This is a genomic window from Bacillus sp. JS, from assembly GCF_000259365.1.
Lineage (GTDB): Bacteria > Bacillota > Bacilli > Bacillales > Bacillaceae > Bacillus > Bacillus stercoris.
The window spans coordinates 906258-927850 of record NC_017743.1 but is presented as its reverse complement, the minus strand read 5'-3'; the positions used below and the strand labels follow the sequence as shown (position 1 = coordinate 927850).

Below are 21593 nucleotides of genomic sequence, written 5' to 3'. Positions count from 1 at the left end.
GTAAGCCGATTGCTATGCATATTCTGTTTATATTGTTTATAATGGAAAAAATATTCAGGGAGTGATCAGATTGAAAATTGCTGTCATCGGACTCGGCAATATGGGACAGCCCATTGCCCGAAATGTTCTTCAAGCAGGCTACGAATTGACTGTATATAACCGGACGAAACAAAAGACGGAAGAACTTGTCACAAAAGGCGCACAGGCAGCTGATACGCCGCGGCTGGCGGCAAAGTCCGCTGATATTGTCATGACAATGCTTGCAGATGATGATTCTGTCAGCGCCGTGACATTTGGAAAAGACGGCCTGCTTGAAGGATTAGCAGAGGATGGCATTCACATCTCGATGAGCACGATCAGTGTTGAATTCTCAGAAAAGCTCGCAGCGGCTCATGCAGAGAAAGGACAATCTTTTCTCGCCGCTCCCGTCCTTGGCAGACCGGATGCCGCAGCCAAAGCCGCGCTTCGCATCATAACAGCAGGACCGGCGGAAGCGAAGCAAACCGCCAAGCCTCTGCTCGACAGCCTCAGCCAGCAGGTATTTGACGTCGGCGAAGAAAGCAAGATAGCAAATGCAGCAAAAATCAGCATCAATTTCTTACTCGTGTCTATGCTGGAGGCGTTATCTGAATCTTTCTTAATGATGGAGAAGTACGGCTTAGAACAAAAACAATTTTTAGAAATTGCCAGCGCGCTTTTCGGCTCCCCTGTCTACCAAAATTACGGAACCATCATGGCCGAGCAGAAATTTGAGCCGGCCGGTTTCAAAATGTCATTAGGGCTGAAGGATACCAACCTGGCACTCGCCGCCGCAAAACAGGTTTCTGCAAATCTTCCTCTTGCCGAGCTGGCCAAGAGCCATTTTGAAAGCGGGATTGAACAAGGCTTCGGAGATCTGGATTGGGCCGCACTGATTAAATGTATAAAATAAAGAAAAGCCTCTCCGTTTCAGGAGAGGCTTTTCTCATTACAAGGACGGCATCTTCATTTCTTTCTCAAACATCAGATCATCAATGCTTTTAAAAGTGTAGCCTTGTTTTTTCAGGTCTGTGATCGCATCATCCAGTGCTTCAGCATTGTCTCTTGATACAGTGTGAAGCAGGTAAATAGCTCCTGGGTGCGCCTGCTTGATCATATGATCGTAAGCATATTTCTTCCCCTTCTGGTTATTGATTTTCCAATCAACAAAAGCGACTGACCAGAAAACGGTTTGATAGCCGAGGCGTTTCGTTTCTTTCAGTACGTACTCACTAAACACGCCGCGCGGCGGGCGCAAGTACAGGTTGTCCTGCTTTCCCGTAATTTTATAAACCTCTTCGTTGACTGAATCAAGCTCATCCTGAATCTGATCAGCTGTTTTTGTCGTTAAATCCGGATGGTGAAAGGAATGGTTGCCGATAATATGGCCCTCATCTGACATTCGTTTAATCAGCTGAGGCTGGTCCTTTACAAAATGCCCGGTGACAAAAAACGTTCCTGTTACGCGATGTTTTTTTAAGACATCAAGCACTTTTGGCGTATAGCCATTTTCATACCCGTTATCAAATGTTAAGTAAATCGTTTTTTCCTTTGTATTCCCTAAATAAAACGCATCATATTTTTCAATTAAGCGGTTCAGCTGCTTCCCGGCATCTGGCGGCTGATGATTGACACTTCGTTTAAAGCCCCAATTAATCGGCTCATTCGGCACCGCTTCCGCCTGTGCTGCACCTCCGGCAAGCAATACGGCGGTGCAGCATATTGAACACATCCACTTCATGGCCAGCGCTCCTTCTGCATTTTTTCTTATTTTACAGATAGGGGCTTTGTTTTATACTGTTGCTTTATGCCAATAGAAAAAAACGCGCGGGAGCGCGGTTTTATTCCCAATCTTTTTTAAAACGTTCGTATTTGGCTTCCAGGTCATCAAGCATGCTGATGAGCCTGTCTATATCTTCAACGTCGGTTGCTTCAGGGTCTAATGAATCGATGACGTTCATAAACATGTCAAGTCTGTTCTTTAAATAATCAATCTGCTGGTCTTTATTGTTTACGGCGTTCCCCATGCTGTTCCTCCATTCATTTTTTATTATGGTAGCTCATTTTTTGCGGTTTTTCAATCGCCGCGCTACTTGCGATCTTGGCAAATCAGGTCTAAAATTAACTGTTGGCAGCGTTAGTATGCCCATTTATAAAGGAGTTAGATAGTCATGACACAAAACATGAAGCTGCGTCCGATTACGCCTGAGTTTGATCCTTGGGAAGCCTATATGGATGTTGACCAATACGGAGACATGCAGCTGACAAACGTTGAATTCACAACGACGACACTTTGCAATATGAGATGCGAGCATTGTGCTGTAGGCTATACATTGCAGCCTAAAGACCCGAATGCTCTGCCAATAGATCTTCTGTTAAAACGGCTGGAGGAAATCCCTCGCCTGCGCTCCATCAGCATTACAGGCGGAGAGCCGATGCTATCGTTGAAATCAGTAAAAGAATATGTCGTTCCTTTATTGAAATACGCCCATGAACGGGGTGTGCGGACGCAAATAAATTCAAACCTAACCCTCGACATCGAGCGGTACGAATGGATCATTCCGTATCTCGATGTGCTACATATTTCTCATAACTGGGGTACAGTTGAAGATTTTGCTGAAATCGGCTTTGCCATGATGGACAGAAAACCGACCTTCGAACAGCGCGCGCGCTATTTTGAAAAAATGATCGAAAACAGCCGCACGCTCGTGGATGCCGGAGTAATGGTATCTGCGGAAACGATGCTGAACAAACGAACTCTTCCGCATATTGAGCATATTCACCGCCAAATCACAGAAGATATGAAATGTCAGCGTCATGAGGTCCACCCAATGTATCCAAGCGATTTCGCAAGCGCTCTTGAATCCCTCAGCCTGAAAGAGATGAGACAGGCCATTCACCGCTTGCTGGATATTCGTGATGAAAATACGTGGATGCTGTTCGGAACGCTGCCGTTTTATGCCTGCAGTCCGGACGAAGACGACCAAAAGCTGCTTCGCCGGCTTCGCGCGGCAAAAAACGTTACCGTGCGAAATGACCCTGACGGCCGTTCCCGCCTGAATGTAAACATTTTCGACGGAAACATTATCGTGACCGATTTCGGCGATACTCCGCCGCTTGGCAATATTCAGACGGACAGCCTCCCTTCCGCCTATGAAAAGTGGAGAGAGACCAAGCTTGCGCAAGAACTGAGTTGCCACTGCCCGAATGTCCGGTGCCTCGGACCGAATGTTCTTGTCAAAAACACTTATTATCAGGATACAGATTTCACAAAACGTCAAGCCAGGAGTTAGATGCGGATGGAAGAAACACTTACGGAGATTTTCCAGAATAAAATCGTCGATATTCTCCTCGTTGCCGTTATCCTTTGGATTGGTGTCTTTATCATCAACCGGCTGGTACAGCTTTTTTTTAAACGGACGGACTTTATTGAAGAAAAAAAGGAAAAAACGATTGAAAGCCTTGTCCGTTCTGTCACCCAATATACGGCGACGATTGGTTTTATTTTTTACGTTATTTCTTTATTTGTGCATGATTTCGGCAAGATATTAGCCGGAGCGGGCGTTGCAGGTATCGTGATCGGTTTTGGCGCCCAATCTCTGATCAAAGATGTGCTGGCCGGCGTCTTCTTAATATATGAACGCCAGCTGCACAAAGGCGATTATGTCACCGTCAACAACTTGTTTAACGGGACAGTGGAGGAGATCGGCCTTCGCTCGCTGCAAATCCGGGAATGGAGCGGCAAACTGCTCACCATCAGCAACGGCGAGGTCAGGCAGATAGAGAACTATAATATCAATTTTATGCGGATTATCGAATCGTTTCTCATCAGCTTTAAAGAAGATCCAGACCGCGTGTACAGCGTGTTGGAAGAGGCATGTGACATGCTGAATGAAGAGCTTTGTGATTCATTGAAGCGGGATGAATTCGGCAATCCGGCAGAACCGTTTCAAGTCCACGGCATCACCGCTTTGAATAAAATCAATCGCGGCATCGAATTTACGGTGAAAGGCATGGTGAAGGATGATGATTATTTCAGCGCCAGCCTTGCAGCAAGACGAATACTCGTTCGCCAGCTCTACCAAAACAATGTGCAAATGCTTGAGGAAGCGGTCCGAATTGAGAGAACCCAATAAACAAAAAAACTGATTCCGAGTCGGAATCAGTTTTTTATTTATCTGATCAGTGAGGAAAGCTGAAAGCCAAACGTGACATGATCTTGAACCGGAATCCATGCGCCGATTCCCTGTGACGTGACATTTTTCACGACGAGTTTTCGTTTATTTCCTTTCAGCACTAAGTACACTTCTCCGTAAGTCACTTTTCCTTTTTCATTCACAGCCGGTGCATATGCATGTAGATAACCGATTTTTTTAGGAGCGACTTTATAAATCTGATCCCGTTTTGTGCCAGCCCCGATGACCGTCTCAAATGCTAGCGGAAGGTTCGTTTTCTTCATCGCTTTTTGCATCATCATGCTTTTGACATCTTCAGCATTCGGAACTTTAGCTGTCAGGCCGCCCTTCACTTTGTACTGCTGTTCCTGGGCATAATGCATTTCAGCCGTTTCCTTCCCGCCGCGGTTATCTGCACGGTTTGTATTGATTTTTTTATATTCCCAGTTTGCGACTGTTTCATTTGATTCATAGCCGAGCGCCCATTTCCCGAGAAATATTGTCGCACGGTACCCAACCGCAAGCGGTGTGCCGGATATGTTGGATTCATTCAGCATTTTGATGAGATGCGGGTTTTCAATCTCCACCTCAGAATGATCGAGCAATTCCTTTGCCAGCTTGCTCGGCTGAAGCATTGGCTGATCCTGTGAAGCGTTCGGATACGTGTTTTCCTTTGAAATGCTTGCGACAGAATTAGGAACCTTAAACTGCTTTTTCGCGTGGATGGGCTGAACGCCGAAAAAACTAAAGAATAACAACACGATAAGTGTGGAATGAAATAGCTTTTTCATCATATCACTCTTTCTATGGCATTTTCCCTTAGTCTTTTCATCCCGCTTTGTTGTTATCCAACATTTTTTCAGGTTAAAGAAGGAAAAAGCCGATCGCCATAATGACATATGCGGCAAGCAGTGTCGCCCCTTCAAACCAGTTGGAATCCCCGTCGTTCGAAATAGCGATCATCAAGAGAACCGCTGATACCATCGCGACGAGCTCCGGCAATGTAAAGACAAGCGGCATGCTTGTCGGGAAAAAGATAGAACAGATGACGAGCACCGGTGCGACAAACATAGCGATCTGCAGCGTAGAGCCGACTGCAATTTCAACCGCAACGTCCATTTTATTTTTGAAGGCCATAATAATCGCTGACGCGTGCTCCGCCGCATTTCCTACAATCGCCACAATGATGACCCCGATAAACAGCTCGCTCCAGCCGAACTGCTCAGCCACCGAGTGGAATGTGTGGACAAGGTTTTCGGATATGTATGCCACGACAATCGTTGCCGCAAACAACACAATCGTCGCAACCTTCCCTGACCATTCCGGCTGTTCCTCCTCTTCATGCTGGGCGGCATTGTTTGGCTGATAAACTCCGCGGTGCGTGACGAGTTTAAAATACAGCGCCGCGACATATAACAGAATCATGATAATGCTGATGCCGATGCTTAAATTGAGCTTGCTCGCGTCTCCCATTCCAATAGAAAATACTTCGGGAATCACGAAGGCGACAATGACGGCAAAAATCAAAAGCCCCGAATTATGGCGCGCATCATGAATATTAAACTCTTGGCGCTTATACTTTAAACCGCCGACAAAAAACGATAGGCCCGCGACCAGCAGCAGGTTTCCCAGCACTGAACCGGTTAAAGAGGCAAGCACGATTCCTGTCAGGCCTTCCTTTAATGCAAAAAGGGAAATAATCAGTTCAACCGCATTCCCGAAGGTTGCATTCAACAAACCGCCTATTCGCGGTCCTGCAATAATTGACAGTGATTCTGTCGCCCTTCCCATATAGCTTGCAAGCGCGATAATTGTCACGCAGTAAACGGCAAAAAGAACCGCGGAAGGCCAATGCATCAAACTGCCAATCACAGAAAGCGGAACACCGGCCGCCACTAAAATAAAAAAGATACGATTCATGGTGAAATGGCTCCTTTTTTATGACTTGTTTTATTTTTATTCTTCTCAAAAACCTTCATGATTACACGAGGGCAAATGTTTAGCGTGATATAGGCTTTTTTCAGGTTGCCTGCTTTTGGAAAACGTTGTACGATCAACATAGATTCCACATAAGGAGAACGACACGATGTCACGATTTCATTTCTTTATCCTTGTCTTGCTCGTTTCCATTTCCGGGTTTTCACAAGGCATGCTGCTGCCTGTCATTTCAATCATTTTTGAAACAAATGGAGAATCCGCTGCTGTCAACGGCCTGCATGCGACCGGACTGTATATCGGCGTGCTTTTGGCTTCACCGTTTATGGAAGCGCCGCTCAGAAAACTCGGATTCAAGCCGCTGATCGTCATGGGCGGAAGCATTGTCATTTTAAGCTTATTCGGATTTATTTGGCTTCAGTCAGTTTGGGTCTGGTTCCTGCTTCGCCTGTTTATTGGAATCGGCGACCATATGCTTCACTTTTCTACGCAAACGTGGGTAACCTCCATGTCATCAAAACAAAATCGCGGAAAAAACCTGTCTATTTACGGGCTTTCCTTTGGCCTTGGATTTGCCGCGGGTCCGTTCATGGTGCCGCTTGTCAAGCTGAGTCCGTCGCTTCCTTTTATCGTGTCCGGCTGCATCAGTCTGTTTGCGTGGCTTTTTGTTTTCTTTCTACAGAATGCATACCCAGAAACCAGTCCTCATGAAACCAAAACTGACAATAGTTTCAGGCGGTTTTATCAGGCCATGCTGTTTGGATGGGTTGCCTTTATGCCTACATTTGGCTACGGGTTTCTGGAGACGGCGCTGAACGGAAGCTTTCCCGTTTACGCGCTCCGTTTGGGGATATCAGTAGACGCAGTAGCGATCATCCTTCCCGCATTTGCGATTGGAAGCATTATCTTTCAGTTTCCGCTCGGCATCCTCAGCGATAAATACGGCAGGCGGAATGTGCTGCTGGTGATTTTACTGACTGGGGCTCTTTGCTTTTTGATCGCCGGTGTATTCCCTTTGCCTTACGTGATCGGCTGCTGCTTTTTTATTGCGGGAATGGCTGTCGGATCAACCTTTACACTTGGCATCAGCTATATGACAGATCTTCTCCCGCCTCATCTCCTGCCGGCGGGTAACCTGCTTTGCGGCATTACATTCAGTCTTGGCAGCATTCTCGGCCCAATTGCCGGCGGCTGGTATATGCAGACATTTGAAAGCGCAAACTTGTTCTACTTCATTACTCTTACGCTTAGCGCTGTATGGCTGGCCCTTGTGCTAGGCAAACCGAAAAGCTGGTCACCGGCTGAAACCTATTCTTCATCTTCCTAATCAAAAAGCCTCCCGACATGATGTCAGGAGGCTTTGATGCTAATGGTAGCCGTTTTGTCCGTTGGCGCTTCCGCTTGTTTTATGGCTCGATTTGCTTTTCGAGTTTTGTTTGTTATGGCTTCCGCCTTTTTTCGTATGCTTGGTCATCACGATATCCCCCCGACTTCTTTTTGAACCGAAGTTCGTTTATAGGATGCACTAATGGTAGGGGTTTTCATCAGGAAGCTTTTTACGTTTATGTAAAAGAGCGTTGATTTCTCCGCCTAGGATAATTAAAATACCGCTCAAGTAAAACCAAATCATCAGAACGATGATTCCCCCGATGCTCCCGTAAGTGGCGCTATAGTTCGCAAACGTGCTGACGTAAAACGAAAACAATGTGCTGACAATGATCCAGCCGAGGGTCGCAAAGACCGCACCCGGCATGACAAACCGGAGAGACAGCTTTTTGTTCGGTGCAATCACATACAGCGCGGAAAAAACAATCAAAAGCACAAGAGGGCTTACACCCCAGCGAATGGCGGCCCAGACGGATAAAAACAGATCCGACGCCCCGACAAAGTCAGAAGCGAGCCTTCCAATCTCCCGGCCAAATACCGGCAGAAGCAAAGCCACTAAAATCGTAAATACCATGGCAATCGTCAAAAAAATCGAGGTTAGACGAACAATGATAAAAGAGCGGTTTTCTTCCACATCATACGCGTGGTTTAACGACCGGACGATCGCGTTCATTCCATTAGACGCAGACCATAATGCGGCGATAATCCCGAAGGACAGCAAACCGCCATTTCGATTATTTAAGGTTTGATGGGTAATGGATTCAACGAGAGACATCGCACTGGCGGGAGCATATTGTTCTATGACTCCTAAAACATCATCGGTAGAAAGCGGAAGATACGCGGTGAGCGTCAGCATAAAAATCAAAAACGGAAACAGTGACAATAGAAAAAAATACGCCAGCTCCGCTGATTTGCTTTGTCCTTCGTGAAGGGTGTACCTGCTGAAAAGCTCTTTTAAAAAACTCATGTCGCCTCACCTCGCATGTTTAATCATTTTTTTGAAAAATGCTCTTTCGTTTCTTGCACAAGTTCCATCACTTGCGGTGTTGTTTTCTTCAGCTCTTTCACCTGCTGATTCACAAAGTCGACTTCCTTTGAAAGCGTTTGGGCGAGCTTTTTGGCCTCATCCACTTTTGTGATGACAGTGTTTTTTAACAGCTCCGGATTGCTTTTATACAGTGAAAGTTTATGCTTGCATGTCAGCCATCTCATGCCGCACGCCTGTCTTGTCGGCTTATGGAGCAGTGATAACGCCGCGCCTGCCGCAGCTCCGAGAAATATCCCTTTCAGCATTAAACGTTCGTTGTTCATGCAAATTCTCCTTTCACTCACAATTGTTTTTCTTTTTGAATCGACGCAAGCAGATGCTCACAGCCCGATTTGATTAATTGGCAAACCTCTTCAAAATTCCCCGTGTAGTAAGGATCGGGAACATCGGCCAGATCTGAATCTTCAACATAGTCCAAAAGCCTTTTGATATGCGGGGGGTTTTTAAATCCCGCCATGCTTCTGAGACTTCCGATATTTTCTGCATCCATTGCAATGATGTAATCAAAATCGGCCAGATCCTGTTCGCTGACTTGACGCGCCAGCATGCCATCAAAGCTGATTCCTTCTCTTCGCAATATCTCCTGCGTTCCCTCATGCGGGGGGTGGCCGATGTGCCAGCCGCCAATACCGGCTGAGTCCGTCTTGATTTTCCCCGCTAATCCTTTTTTGGCTGCCAAGTCCCGAAAAATCGCTTCCGCCATCGGAGACCGGCAAATGTTTCCTAAACAAACAAATAACACGCTTATCATGTTGTGCAACCTCCCTATTCTTTGCCCCTATTTCTCTAAAAAGAAACCTTCATGAATATCTTAGTAGGATGTTCATTTCCTTTTCAACTGATGTCTTCACTTTTTTGGAATAAACAGCCTGCTTTTAGAATAGGGTTTTTTTCTGAAGGAATTCTGTTAGAATAAAACATACCTATATTGCGCAAAGAAAGGATGGAATCATTTGTCCAGCCCAAATACAGAAACATTAACTCAAATGATTGAAGAGATTTCCCAAAAGCTGAACATGCTGAACGTCGGCGTGATCAAAGCGGAGGATTTCAGTGATGAGAAGATCGAAGACCTCACGTACCTTCACCGCATGGTGATGAAAAAAGAATCATTCAGCCCAAGTGAAATGCAGGCAATTGCTCAGGAACTAGCCTCGCTTCGCAAATAATGGAGACTGGCCGGAAACTCGGCGAGTCTTTTTTATCATTGCCTCAAAACCATTTTTCCTTAACAGGCGCCATTTATATCTGCTTAATTTTTGCATTCGAAGAAACAGGCTGCCAAACATGATACTCATGACAGTGTTCGAATAAGTTGTGAAGGAGTACAAGCATGAAAACGTCACATATCAAAACAGCATCCGGAATGTATATCAACTACTTCTTTCTGGGGATGGTCAATATCATTCTCGCATCCAATATGCCCTCTTTAACAAAACAATGGAATACCGATCCGACCGGCATCAGTTATGTCATTGCCGCTATCGGGTTCGGCAAACTGCTGACATACGGCATTTCCGGGGTTTTATCTGATAGAATCGGCAGAAAGCCTCTTGTTGTCGCTTCTGCGGGAATTATGGCCGTCTTTTTAGTCGGTATTCCTTTATCACCGAGCTATGAGCTGGCGTTTGTGTTCGCCTTATTAGCGGGAGTTGCAAATTCAGCGATGGACGCAGGAACATATCCCGCCCTGACCGAACTCTTCCCGGCTGCTTCCGGTTCGGCGAATGTCTTGGTCAAGGCCTTTATGTCTGTCGGGGCAGCCCTTTTGCCGCTTTTGATCACATTTTTAGCTGACCACAGCATGTTTTACGGATTTGCTTTTTATCTGCCGGCAGCGGTCTATCTCCTGAATATTATTTATTTATCAACGCTTTCGTTTCCTAAAAAACATAAGAAACCAACTGATAGCGGCCAACAGGAATCTTCCGTTTTCTTGTCTGAACCTGTTTTTCAGAAAGAAGGCACCGCACTGATTATCATCGGTTTTACATCCACGGCTTTATTTACGGTTTCTCAAATCTGGCTCCCGAGCTACGCGCAAAAGGCAGCCGGGTTAGCTGAATCAGCATCCGTACAATTGCTGAGCTATTATAGTATAGGGTCTCTGGCATCTGTTTTATTATTAGCCGTTTTGCTGAACAGATGGGTCAAACCTGTCTTCATAACGCTCTTATATCCTATTATTACTTTATGTACGCTCGCAGTTATGCTGACGGTTCATACCCCAGTCGTGCTGGACATCACTGCCTTTTTCTTAGGCTTTTCTACTGCAGGTGTGTTTCAAATGACCATTACGTTAATGACAGAGCTGTTCTGGAAGCGAAAAGGAACCGTTACCGGAATTGTAGCGACCGCTTCAAGCCTTGCATCGATTCTGCTTCCGATTGCAACAGGCCTTATCGCAAAAGCGGGAGGCATCGCCCATATTTTCATGTTCGACTTCGGCATTGCGGTCATCGGAACGGCTGCAGCTGCTTTCTTGTATTACAGGTACAAGAAGCTGACTGGCGCTCAAGCCTAAGCAACAAAAAAACGGACGCCCGTGAGCGTCCGTTTTTTCTTATTTCTCAAGCAATGCCAAAGATTCACGGTTAAATGCCGGGATATCATCCGGTGTGCGGCTAGTGACCAATTGATCCTGGCAAACAACCACTTCCTTGTCCACAACGTCGGCACCGGCGTTTTCCATGTCAACACGAATGGACGTATAGCCTGTTGCTTTTCGGCCGTCGAGCGCTTTCGCATTGATTAAAAGCTGCGGGCCGTGGCAAATGGCGAATACCGGTTTTTTGTCAGTCATAAAGGCTTTTGTAAATTGGACGAAACGATCGTCAGCGCGAAGCTGGTCTGGCGAAAATCCTCCAGGAATCAAAAGCGCATCAAAGTCTGAAGGGTTTACGTCGTCAATGGAAGCGTCAACTGTCACTTCCGCTTTCCCCTGCTTGCCTTTTACTGTTTTTCCTTTTTCAGTTTCGATGACAGTCAGTTCATGTCCCGCTTCTTTAAAAGCTTTCGCAGGCTCAGTGTACTCGCTGTCCTCAAAGTAATCTGTCAAAACAACTGCAATTTTTTTCCCCATGGTTCATAACCTCCCGCTTTAGATGTCTACATAAAACACTCTACCCCAGCCACACTAAAATAAACATTTTGCGAATATGGACAAGCGATAAGCATAAATACCCAGCATTTGTCGTTTGAAGCTGCTACATAGTACTCATTTTTCTCCCTTTTACAATAATCATAAAGAAACACCTACAAATAGTTACAAAATATTCTTACAATAGGAGCTGTAACACAAATTTCGTTGAAAGGTGGAGAACTGGTGAGAATACAGAAAAGACGAACACACGTCGGAAACATTCTCCGTATTCTTTTGCCCCTAATTATGATACTTAGCCTAATCCTCCCAACACCACCCATTCATGCAGAAGAAAGCGCGGCTCCTCAGGTGTATCTGAGTATTTTGGCCACGACTGATATTCATGCCAATATGATGGATTATGATTACTACAGCGACAAAGAAACGACGGATTTCGGGCTGGCGAGAACGGCGCAGCTGATCCAAAAGCACCGCGAGCAAAACCCTAACACCCTGCTTGTGGATAACGGCGACTTGATTCAAGGGAACCCGCTGGGTGAATACGCGGTGAAATATCAAAAAGACGACATTATCTCCGGCGCGAAAACCCATCCGATTATCAGCGTCATGAATGCGCTGAAATACGACGCCGGGACGCTTGGCAATCACGAATTCAACTACGGACTCGACTTTCTCGACGGCACAATCAAAGGAGCCGATTTCCCGATTGTCAATGCCAACGTCAAAACAACTAGCGGCGAAAATCGTTATACGCCGTATGTGATAAAAGAGAAAACGGTCACTGACGGAAACGGCAATAAACAGAAAGTAAAAGTCGGCTACATAGGCTTTGTCCCCCCGCAAATCATGACATGGGACAAAAAGAATCTCGAGGGGCAGGTGCAGGTGCAGGATATCGTAGAATCCGCCAATGAAACGATTCCTAAAATGAAGGCGGAAGGCGCAGATGTCATTATTGCCCTCGCCCACACCGGCATTGAAAAGCAGGCGCAATCATCAGGCGCAGAAAACGCCGTGTTTGACCTTGCCACTAAAACGAAAGGCATTGATGCGATTATCTCGGGCCATCAGCACGGGCTCTTTCCTTCCGCGGAGTATGCAGGTGCTGCTCAATTCGATGTGGAAAAAGGAACGATTAACGGCATTCCTGTCGTCATGCCAAGCAGCTGGGGCAAATACTTAGGCGTGATTGACCTCAAACTTGAAAAGGCGGACGGCTCATGGAAGGTTGCAGATTCCAAAGGCAGTATTGAATCTATTGCCGGCACCGTCACATCCAGAAACGAAACCGTTACAAACACCATACAGCAAACACACCAAAACACACTGGAGTATGTTCGAAAGCCAGTCGGCAAAACCGAAGCCGATATTAACAGCTTCTTTGCCCAGGTCAAAGATGATCCTTCCATTCAAATCGTTACTGATGCGCAAAAATGGTACGCCGAAAAAGAAATGAAGGATACCGAGTACAAGGACCTGCCGATTTTATCCGCCGGAGCGCCGTTTAAAGCAGGCGGCAGAAACGGAGCCAATTACTACACAAACATTCCGGCCGGAGATCTTGCGATTAAAAATGTCGGTGACTTGTATCTTTACGATAATACTGTCCAAATCGTCAAACTGACAGGCAGCGAAGTGAAGGACTGGCTGGAGATGTCAGCAGGCCAATTCAATCAAATTGATCCGTCTAAAGGCGGCGATCAGGCCTTGCTGAACGAGAATTTCCGCTCATATAATTTTGATGTGATTGATGGCGTCACATATCAAGTCGATGTGACAAAACCGGCTAAATACAATGAGAACGGAAAAGTGGTCCATGCGGATTCATCCCGGATCATCAACCTTTCCTATGAAGGCAAGCCGATCAGCCCAAGCCAGGAATTTCTCGTGGTCACCAATAATTATCGTGCGTCCGGAGGCGGCGGGTTCCCTCATCTGACGAGCGATAAAATTGTCCACGGCTCTGCTGTTGAAAACAGGCAGGTGCTGATGGATTACATTATTGAACAAAAAACAGTCAATCCAAAAGCAGACAACAACTGGTCAATCGCGCCTGTTTCCGGTGCGAATATGACGTTTGAATCCTCGCTTTTGGCCAAGCCATTTGCCGATAAAGCAGACGACGTCGCTTATGTAGGCAAGTCTGCGAATGAAGGCTATGGTGTGTATAAGCTGCAATTCGATGATGATTCAAATCCAGATCCTCCTAAAGACGGACTGTGGGATCTGACTGTCATGCACACGAATGACACGCACGCCCATCTCGATAATGCAGCGAGACGAATGACGAAAATTAACGAAGTGCGCAGCGAAACAAACCACAACATTCTCCTTGATGCGGGAGATGTGTTTTCCGGTGATCTGTATTTCACAAAATGGAACGGTTTGGCCGATTTGAAAATGATGAATATGATGGGCTATGACGCCATGACCTTCGGAAACCATGAATTTGACAAAGGCTCGACAGTGCTTTCTGATTTTCTAAGCGGAAACAGCGCAACCGTTGATCCAGCGAACCGCTATCACTTTGAAGCGCCGGAATTTCCGATTGTCAGCGCAAACGTAGATGTGTCAAATGAGCCCAAACTGAAATCATTTGTCAAAAAGCCGCAAACCTTTACGGCAGGTGAAAAGAAAGAGGCCGGCATCCACCCTTACATTCTGTTAGACGTTGACGGGGAGAAAGTCGCCGTATTCGGACTGACAACGGAAGATACGGCCACCACCTCAAGTCCGGGCAAAAGCATCGTATTCAATGATGCCTTTGAAACAGCACAAAACACTGTCAATGCGATTCAGGAAGAAGAAAAAGTAAATAAAATTATTGCATTAACCCATATCGGGCATAACCGAGACCTTGAGCTCGCCAAAAAAGTAAAAGGCATTGACTTGATCATCGGCGGACACACTCACACCCTCGTAGACAAAATGGAGGTCGTGGACAACGAAGAACCGACGATCGTGGCACAGGCAAAAGAATACGGCCAATTCTTAGGGCGCGTTGATGTCGCGTTTGATGAAAATGGCATTGTGCAAACAGACAAATCAAATCTGAGCGTGCTGCCAATTGATGAACATACAGAAGAAAATGCAGAAACAAAACAAGAGCTCGACCAGTTCAAAAGTGAATTGGAAGACGTGAAAAATGAAAAAGTCGGCTATACGGATGTGGCACTTGACGGCCAGCGTGAGCATGTGCGTACGAAAGAAACAAATCTCGGAAACTTCATCGCGGACGGTATGCTTGCAAAAGCGAAAGAAGCAGCCGGCGCCAGAATAGCGATAACAAATGGCGGCGGCATCAGAGCCGGCATTGATAAAGGGGATATCACACTCGGCGAGGTGCTCAACGTGATGCCGTTCGGCAATACGCTTTACGTGGCCGATTTAACCGGAAAACAAATTAAAGAAGCCCTTGAACAAGGCCTAAGCAATGTGGAAAACGGCGGCGGCGCTTTCCCTCAGGTAGCCGGAATCGAATATACCTTTACATTAAACAACGAACCTGGACACCGTGTGTTAGACGTGAAAATTGAATCGCCTAACGGAGACAAAGTTGCTATAAATACGGATGATACCTACCGCGTGGCAACAAATAATTTTGTCGGCGCCGGAGGAGACGGATATTCTGTCTTTACACAAGCCTCCCATGGTGAAGACCTTGGCTACGTTGATTATGAGATTTTCACCGAACAGCTGAAAAAACTAGGAAACAAGGTATCTCCTAAAATTGAAGGACGGATCAAAGAAGTATTCCTGCCGACAAAGCAGAAGGACGGCAGCTGGACACTTGATGAAGACAAATTTGCGATTTACGCTAAAAATGCCAACACGCCGCTTGTCTATTATGGAACACATGAAGGATCACAAGAGAAGCCTATCAATCTTAAAGTGAAGAAAGATCAGGTCCAACTTTTGAAAGAAAGAGAGTCAGATCCTTCATTGACGGTGTTCAACTACTGGTACAGCATGAAGATGCCAATGGCGAACCTTAAAACCGCAGACACTGCAATCGGAATCAAGTCGACGGGAGAGTTGGATGTGTCATTGGCAGATGTATATGACTTTACAGTAAAGCAAAAAGGAAAAGAGATAAAATCATTCAAGGAGCCCGTTCAGCTTTCGCTTCGCATGTTTGATATTGAAGAAGCCCATAATCCTGCCATTTATCACGTCGACAGAAAAAAGAAAGCTTTCACAAAGACAGATCACGGATCAGTTGACGATGATATGGTGACAGGATATACAAACCACTTCAGCGAATACACGATCTTAAATTCCGGAGAGAACAACAAACCGCCGGCATTCCCGTCAGATCAACCGACAGGCGGGGATGACGGCAATCATGGCGGCGGCTCCGACAAACCTGGCGGAAAACAGCCGACTGACGGGAACGGAGGAAATGATACGCCTCCTGGCACTCAACCGACTAACGGTTCGGGCGGGTCAGGAACAGACGGCCCGGCTGGCGGCCTGCTTCCCGACACAGCCACATCCATGTACTCGATCCTATTGGCCGGATTTCTGATTAGTGCACTCGGCACGGCATTGTACTTACATCAGAGGAGAAAACAGAATAGAGCGAATCAGGCATAAAAAAAGAGCTGCTCGCTATGCGAGCAGCTTTCTTTATTTAAACCCACTTCACAACATCTTCAACAGCAGATCTTGTTTTCGGACGAGGGTCTCTCACTCGGTAGCCGAATGCCACCATCACAGAAATATCAAAGCTTCCGTTTTCCAGAAGCCCTTCTTCTTCAAGAATGCGGTGAATGTGATCATACTGGAAGCCTTCAATCGGGCAGGAATCAACACCAATTTGCGCAGCGGCAGTCATCATGTTGCCAAGCGCAATATATGTTTGTTTTGATGCCCAGTCAAACAATGTTCTGTCACTTTCAAGCAAATGCAAATCGTTTTTCTGGAATTCTTCTGTTTTGCTTAGATAGCCTTCGTACACGTCTTGAGGCATTTGTTTTACTTCTTTTAAATGACGTTTGATGTAGTCCGCATTATATTTCATATCCTTCGCTGTACGTGCGAGAATCAGGACGAAATGGCTTGCGGTCGGCAGCTGCTTTTGCGCGCCCCATGTGTATTCGCGAAGCTTCTCGCGGAATTCCGGATTTTGGACGACGACAAATTTCCAAGGCTCAAGGCCGAGTGAGCTTGGAGACAGTCTTCCTGTTTCTAAAATAAATTCAAAATCGCTGTCTGACACTTTTTTATTCGGATCAAATTCCTTTGTCGCATGTCTGAAATGGTATGCATCCAAAATTTGTTTCTTTAGATCTGCCATGTTAAACACCTCTCCTTTAGGTTACTCTCATCTCTATTGTAGCCATTATGATAAAAAGTAAAAGTACGCACATTTTTGTTGGATAGTATCAATTTTGATACCAAACAAAAAAGCGCACTGCCGCAGGCAGGCGCCTCTTTCACTTTCCCCGCCGCGCAAAATCGACAAACCGGAATTTGTCGAGACGGTGTCTGCTTTCCGTATATTGAAACAAACTGGTATCCTCCAAAAAGACGTAGTTTCTCACCACGACCATATGGTCATAGCCGCGTAAATCGAGCAGCTCTCTGTCCTCGTCCGTACACGGCTCGGCGACAATTTCTTTTTGGGCGTAACTGATCGAAAGACCGAGTTCTCCTTCTATATATTCATATATGGAGTTTTCACAAATTTCTTTCGTCAGGTGAGGGACATGCTTTCTGAAAAAGTAATCCTTGTCCAAAATCACATGTTCCCCGTCAATCTTTCTAGACCTGATGACTTCCCAGATGTCGTCATCCGGATTGGCCCGGAGCTGCTTCTGAATCAGCTCTGACGGAGGCTCTAGCCCGAATTTGTGTACAGTTGTTTTCGTTTCTTTGCCGAGCGTTTGCGCGAGCTCCTTGAAGCTGACAAGACCCGAAACGGGAAACTGCATTTTTTCACGGTTGAGAACGATAGAGCCCTTCCCTCTGATTTTCTGAATATAGCCGTTTTGCGCGAGCATATGAAGCGCCTTTCGGACCGTTTCTCTTGATGTATCATACTGTGCGGTCAACTCATGTTCTGACGGAAGAATCTCCTCCGCTTTCCATCGGCCGCCTTCGATTTGCTGTGCGATGTCTTTATAAATTGTGATGAATTTATTCACCTTCATTATGGACCACCCAGCTTAGTTTAACACGGTTTCGTTAAACGATAAACAATGGACTCATACGGACGGAGCGTCATGTTCTGAAGCCCTTCCCTTGCTTCATCGTTCGTCAACAGCACCTCTGCCTTCCATTCGTCAGGCGCTAAAGAGTCCGGCACTGTAAAGGAAGCCTCTTTCCCGTAAAAATTATTGATCACGAGCAGCTTTTCATTGCGGCCGTGTCTGAGATACGCAAAAATGCTCGGGTCATCCTTTGCGATTAACTCATACGTCCCCTCTGTCACGATGTCATACATTTTGCGAATCTGAATTAATTTTTGATAATGGTAAAACACCGAATTTTGATCCCTCAGCGCCGCTTCAGCATTGATTTCCCGATAGTTGCCGGCAACCGGTATCCATGGTGTGCCCGTTGTAAAACCGCCATTCTCCGTAGCATCCCACTGAACGGGGGTTCTGGAATTGTCACGGGATTTCGCCTGTAAAATCGCTGTGATCTCTTGATCAGCCATTCCTTTGTCCTTCAAGGCGTGATACATGTTCAGCGATTCCACATCCCGATAGGAGCTGATGTCAGTAAACTTCGGATTCGTCATCCCCAGCTCCTCACCCTGATAAATATAAGGCGTGCCCTGCATCATATGAATGGCCGTAGCAAGCATTTTCGCCGATTTCACCCTATACGCGCCATCATCTCCATATCTTGATACAACGCGCGGCTGATCATGATTGCACCAGAACAGAGCGTTCCATCCCCCTCCTGCGTGCATCCCCGTTTGCCAATCGGATAGGATCTCCTTCAGCTTTAAAAAGTCAAACGGCGCCAAGGCCCATTTTTCGCCGTTTGGATAGTCAACCTTGAGATGATGGAAGCTGAACGTCATGTCTAGTTCCTTATTGGCAGGATTCGTGTATCGGATGCAATGGTCTACCGTCGTTGAAGACATCTCACCGACCGTCATGCTGTCATAATGTGAAAACACCTTTTCGTTCATTTCATGCAGATATTCGTGCACCCGCGGCCCGTCAGTGTAATAGGCACGGCCGTCTTCTCCGGCTTGCGCATCCGGAAAGCGCTGGTCTTTAGAAATCAGGTTGATGACATCAAGCCTGAAGCCGTCTATCCCCTTTTCAAACCAAAAATGCATCATGTCATAGACATGCTTTCTGACCTCTTCATTTTCCCAATTCAAATCAGCCTGCGTCACATCAAACAGATGCAAATAGTATTGTCCCGATGCTTCATCAAGCTCCCATGCCGGGCCGCCGAATTTCGATTCCCAGTTCGTCGGAAGAGAACCGTTTTCCCGCGGGCTTTTCCATATATAAAAATCACGGTATGGGCTGTCGATTGAAGATTTCGCCTCGCGAAACCATTTGTGCTCTGTTGACGTATGATTGACGACAAGGTCCATGACGACTTTCAAGTCTCTTTTATGCGCTTCGGATAGTAACCTTCCAAAATCCTCCATAGTTCCATATTCAGGATAAATCGAGTAATAATCACGAATATCATACCCATTATCCTGCTGCGGAGAATCATAAATCGGCGTCAGCCAAAGCACATCCACCTGAAGTGTTTTTAAGTAATCGAGCTTTTCGATGATGCCGTTTAGATCACCTACACCGTTTCCTGTCGTATCGTTAAAGCTTTTCGGATAAATTTGATAGACCACAGCTTTTTTCCACCATGGCGTTTGTTCTGTTTTCATCTGTTTCCACCACCGATTTTTAAATGATAAACGGGAAAAGGGAACGCTAAACACGTCCCGCTCCCCATTGGTTATTTATGTTTGAATCTTGCATACGTGTATGTTCCGGCAAACGGTAGGATCAATACAATGGCCATCCCGATAGCAAACGCGCCCCAGTACTGGCTCATGATTGAGAAAATCCCCGGCACACCGCCGACACCGACGGAGCTGGCCAGCACACCTTGAGAAGAAATATACATTCCGGCCAGCCCAGAGCTGACCATTGCGATGATAAATGGGAATCTGTATCGCAGATTCACCCCAAAGATGGCAGGCTCTGTAATGCCAAGATAAGCAGAAATCCCTGACGTGAGGGAGAGGCCTTTTTGTTTCTCATCCTTCACGATAAACATCATGGCCAGCGCGGCCGAACCTTGGGCGATATTAGAAAGCGCCAGCATCGGCCATAAAAAGGTGCCGCCGAGCTTTGATCCGATGAGCTGCAGGTCAACGGCAAGAAACGTGTGATGCATACCGGTAATCACGAGCGCTGAGTAGAAGCCGCCATATAACAGACCGCCCAGTGCGGCAAAAGAACCAAACACCGAGATAAGCCCTGAAGTCAGCACATTCCCGATCGCAAATGTAATCGGGCCGATAATGATAAAAGAGGCAAACCCAGTTACGAGAAGCGTAATCGGCGCGACAACGAGAAGCTGTATGCCCTCAGGTGTGCGTTTTGTTAAAAACATCTCAATTTTCGCCAGCATATAAGAAGCAAGCAAAATGGGGAGCACCTGGCCCTGATAGCCGACTTTCTGCACCTCTAGGCCGAATAAATTCCATACCGGGATCTTTCCGCTTTGTTCTGCGGCGCCATATCCCCACGCATTTAGCAAATCAGGATGCACGAGCATAACCCCGAGCACAATGCCAAGAAGCGGATTGCCGCCGAACCGTTTGACGGCAGACCATCCGATTAACGCAGGCAGGAACGTAAAGGCCGTGCCTGCAATCAGGTTAATCATATTAGCAAGATCCGCCCACTGCGGATAGACCTGCACAATCGATTTTGTACTGAAGAAAATGCCTTCCGCCGTTAAAATGTTATTGATCCCCATTAATAGACCCGCCGTGACAATCGCAGGCAATATTGGAATGAAAATATCTGCAAGCGTTTTCACAGCACGCTGCAAAGGATTCATATTTTTTTCTGAAGCCTTCTTCACTTCATCCTTAGTTGACTCGCCAATCCCCGTTTCCTTGACCAATTCAGCATATACATTGTTGACCGTTCCCTGGCCAATGACGACCTGAAACTGTCCGTTTGTCGAGAATGATCCCTTTACCACATCAATTTGATCAAGCGCCTGTTGGTCAACCTTGCTTTCATCTATTAATGCAAAACGCAAACGTGTAACACAATGAGTTGCCGCTGCAATATTTTCAGCACCGCCGACTGCTTCGACAATCTGACGTGCCGATTTGTTCAGTTCCCCCATGCCAACCCCTCCGTATCCGTTTTTATAACTTGTATATACAACTTATGATTATTGTATTCCTGTATATACATGTAGTCAACCATTTTTTATAGCGCTTTCATCCTAGTCCGGAATATATGAAACAGACAAGGTTACCCTAAAAGTCACAACCACTTATTGAATAAGACATAAAAAGCAGGGTAAGCCTCTATGAATAAACGCGACAAATCGCTTCAGCTCATCAAAGAGCTTGAAGACAATCAGGACAGACCGATCTCTCCCGATTTGAAGGAAAGACATCGTATTTAGACAATCTGACTTTGGAAATGGGCTGTGCGGATTTATTGTTTATGAAGAAACATTGAAGAGTTTATAACAGAATCGACCATCAGAGGATCAAGAGAGGGCTTCACCGAAAGCCTCAGGGTATAATGTTCAGCGTGGCGTCTGCCCGCTAGCGATTTCTTTTTTCGCCATAAAGCTGAGGCTCTCTGTGAAGAGGAAGTGCGCCTGCCGAAAACCGTTGGCAAGACGGTCAGCATTCTCGGCGCTTTTGTTATTGGGACAGCTACTGAAGCGAAAATTGTGTCTGCCCCATGGT

General features: G+C 46.2%; 19 protein-coding genes and 2 pseudogenes. 9 read left to right on the top strand and 12 right to left on the bottom strand.

Translation table 11 applies throughout. The annotated features are described in order from the left end of the window. Positions 1–70 precede the first annotated feature (70 nt). Positions 71–931, top strand: coding sequence for an NAD(P)-dependent oxidoreductase (locus tag MY9_RS04555; RefSeq protein ID WP_014663213.1), 861 nt, complete (start codon positions 71–73; stop codon positions 929–931). A 36-nt stretch (positions 932–967) separates the two neighbouring features. Here MY9_RS04555 and pdaA read toward each other — a convergent pair whose 3' ends face one another. Beyond that, complete coding sequence (pdaA, locus tag MY9_RS04550; protein WP_014663212.1) at positions 968–1759, bottom strand: delta-lactam-biosynthetic de-N-acetylase; 792 nt, start codon at positions 1757–1759, stop codon at positions 968–970. A gap of 100 nt (positions 1760–1859) precedes the next feature. Then, positions 1860–2045, bottom strand: coding sequence for an SE1561 family protein (locus tag MY9_RS04545; protein ID WP_003223132.1), 186 nt, complete (start codon positions 2043–2045; stop codon positions 1860–1862). Positions 2046–2189: 144 nt separating this feature from the next. On the opposite strand from MY9_RS04545, the gene yfkAB reads away from it, so the two are divergent. Both yfkAB and mscC read left to right on the top strand, forming a co-directional pair. Beyond that, the gene (gene yfkAB, locus MY9_RS04540; protein ID WP_014663211.1) at positions 2190–3311 is read left to right on the top strand and encodes a radical SAM/CxCxxxxC motif protein YfkAB; all 1122 of its coding nucleotides are present in this window, start codon (positions 2190–2192) and stop codon (positions 3309–3311) included. Further along, complete coding sequence (gene mscC / locus MY9_RS04535) at positions 3312–4154, top strand: mechanosensitive ion channel protein MscC (RefSeq protein ID WP_081483601.1); 843 nt, start codon at positions 3312–3314, stop codon at positions 4152–4154. A 38-nt stretch (positions 4155–4192) separates the two neighbouring features. Here the strand turns inward: mscC and MY9_RS04530 are convergent, their stop codons facing one another. Then, the gene (locus MY9_RS04530) at positions 4193–4987 is read right to left on the bottom strand and encodes a YfkD famly protein (protein ID WP_014663209.1); all 795 of its coding nucleotides are present in this window, start codon (positions 4985–4987) and stop codon (positions 4193–4195) included. A gap of 70 nt (positions 4988–5057) precedes the next feature. Beyond that, positions 5058–6113, bottom strand: a complete 1056-nt coding sequence (gene cax / locus MY9_RS04525) for a calcium/proton exchanger (protein WP_014663208.1) — start codon at positions 6111–6113, stop codon at positions 5058–5060. A gap of 166 nt (positions 6114–6279) precedes the next feature. Between cax and MY9_RS04515 the strand changes: the two genes are divergently transcribed. Continuing rightward, the gene (locus MY9_RS04515) at positions 6280–7455 is read left to right on the top strand and encodes an MFS transporter (RefSeq protein WP_014663206.1); all 1176 of its coding nucleotides are present in this window, start codon (positions 6280–6282) and stop codon (positions 7453–7455) included. Positions 7456–7653: 198 nt separating this feature from the next. On the opposite strand, the gene MY9_RS04505 is transcribed toward MY9_RS04515, so the two are convergent. From MY9_RS04505 to yfkJ, 3 genes are read right to left on the bottom strand one after another with little or no spacing between them, the layout of a single operon-like run. After that, complete coding sequence (locus tag MY9_RS04505; protein ID WP_014663205.1) at positions 7654–8481, bottom strand: YihY family inner membrane protein; 828 nt, start codon at positions 8479–8481, stop codon at positions 7654–7656. A gap of 23 nt (positions 8482–8504) precedes the next feature. Then, positions 8505–8825, bottom strand: a complete 321-nt coding sequence (locus MY9_RS04500) for a hypothetical protein (protein WP_003233665.1) — start codon at positions 8823–8825, stop codon at positions 8505–8507. 17 nt (positions 8826–8842) lie between these two features. Then, positions 8843–9313 (bottom strand): protein-tyrosine-phosphatase, encoded by a 471-nt coding sequence (yfkJ, locus tag MY9_RS04495; protein WP_014663204.1) that lies wholly within the window; start codon positions 9311–9313, stop codon positions 8843–8845. A 202-nt stretch (positions 9314–9515) separates the two neighbouring features. Here yfkJ and MY9_RS04490 point away from each other — a divergent pair, with 202 nt between their 5' ends. Both MY9_RS04490 and MY9_RS04485 read left to right on the top strand, forming a co-directional pair. After that, the gene (locus tag MY9_RS04490; protein WP_003243712.1) at positions 9516–9731 is read left to right on the top strand and encodes a DUF1128 domain-containing protein; all 216 of its coding nucleotides are present in this window, start codon (positions 9516–9518) and stop codon (positions 9729–9731) included. A 164-nt stretch (positions 9732–9895) separates the two neighbouring features. After that, complete coding sequence (locus MY9_RS04485) at positions 9896–11086, top strand: MFS transporter (RefSeq protein WP_014663201.1); 1191 nt, start codon at positions 9896–9898, stop codon at positions 11084–11086. A gap of 39 nt (positions 11087–11125) precedes the next feature. Here MY9_RS04485 and yfkM read toward each other — a convergent pair whose 3' ends face one another. Then, the gene (gene yfkM / locus MY9_RS04480; RefSeq protein ID WP_014663200.1) at positions 11126–11644 is read right to left on the bottom strand and encodes a general stress protein 18; all 519 of its coding nucleotides are present in this window, start codon (positions 11642–11644) and stop codon (positions 11126–11128) included. A gap of 243 nt (positions 11645–11887) precedes the next feature. Here yfkM and MY9_RS04475 point away from each other — a divergent pair, with 243 nt between their 5' ends. Beyond that, positions 11888–16261: a multifunctional 2',3'-cyclic-nucleotide 2'-phosphodiesterase/3'-nucleotidase/5'-nucleotidase gene (locus MY9_RS04475; RefSeq protein WP_081483600.1), complete on the top strand. Its 4374-nt coding sequence runs from the start codon at positions 11888–11890 to the stop codon at positions 16259–16261. 37 nt (positions 16262–16298) lie between these two features. Here the strand turns inward: MY9_RS04475 and MY9_RS04470 are convergent, their stop codons facing one another. The 4 genes from MY9_RS04470 to treP all read right to left on the bottom strand — a co-directional run bounded on the left by MY9_RS04470 (position 16299) and on the right by treP (position 21013). Beyond that, on the bottom strand, positions 16299–16964 hold the full coding sequence (locus MY9_RS04470) for an NAD(P)H-dependent oxidoreductase (RefSeq protein WP_014663198.1): 666 nt from the start codon (positions 16962–16964) through the stop codon (positions 16299–16301). A 139-nt stretch (positions 16965–17103) separates the two neighbouring features. Continuing rightward, positions 17104–17820 (bottom strand): trehalose operon repressor, encoded by a 717-nt coding sequence (gene treR / locus MY9_RS04465; RefSeq protein WP_014113038.1) that lies wholly within the window; start codon positions 17818–17820, stop codon positions 17104–17106. A 20-nt stretch (positions 17821–17840) separates the two neighbouring features. Next, positions 17841–19529 carry an alpha,alpha-phosphotrehalase gene (gene treC / locus MY9_RS04460; protein ID WP_014663197.1) on the bottom strand — a complete coding sequence of 563 codons (1689 nt, stop codon included), beginning with the start codon at positions 19527–19529 and terminating at the stop codon, positions 17841–17843. 71 nt (positions 19530–19600) lie between these two features. Beyond that, positions 19601–21013 (bottom strand): PTS system trehalose-specific EIIBC component, encoded by a 1413-nt coding sequence (gene treP / locus MY9_RS04455; RefSeq protein WP_014663196.1) that lies wholly within the window; start codon positions 21011–21013, stop codon positions 19601–19603. A 189-nt stretch (positions 21014–21202) separates the two neighbouring features. Between treP and MY9_RS22100 the strand changes: the two are divergent. Next, positions 21203–21350, top strand: a pseudogene (locus tag MY9_RS22100) (hypothetical protein); the annotation flags it as partial. Positions 21351–21475: 125 nt separating this feature from the next. Continuing rightward, a pseudogene (locus tag MY9_RS21850) lies at positions 21476–21589 on the top strand (spore germination protein); the annotation flags it as partial. Positions 21590–21593: the final 4 nt, after the last annotated feature.